Annotated in this window: 1 protein-coding gene; it reads right to left on the reverse strand. The window is 59.8% G+C overall.

Annotated elements, in window-relative coordinates:
* A partial coding sequence (gene tnpB, locus GTA51_RS21570; RefSeq protein ID WP_160964322.1) for an IS66 family insertion sequence element accessory protein TnpB occupies nucleotides 1-218 on the reverse strand: 218 nt, incomplete at its 3' end.
* Nucleotides 219-281: the final 63 nt, after the last annotated feature.

Consider the following 281-nt stretch of genomic DNA (forward strand, 5'->3'; position numbering starts at 1 on the left):
CGCTCCAGCCGTTTCTGCCATAGGCAAAAGCCGTTGCGATCCCAGTAGAGCAGCTTGATGATGGTCCTACTGCGGTTGCAAAATCCGAACAGGTGGCCGGCGAACGGATCGAGCGTAAGCTGCTGTGACACCAGGATGGAGAGCCCATCAATGGACTTGCGCATGTCCGTGGCCCCCAGGGCCAAGTAAACCCGGACGTCGTTTGCCGGCAGCATCATAGCCGTGTCAGCGTGCGGACAAGCTTTTCCAGCACCGGCGCGGCGAAGTCGCCTCTGATCTCA

This window comes from Solidesulfovibrio aerotolerans, assembly GCF_009856865.1.
Lineage (GTDB): Bacteria > Desulfobacterota > Desulfovibrionia > Desulfovibrionales > Desulfovibrionaceae > Solidesulfovibrio > Solidesulfovibrio aerotolerans.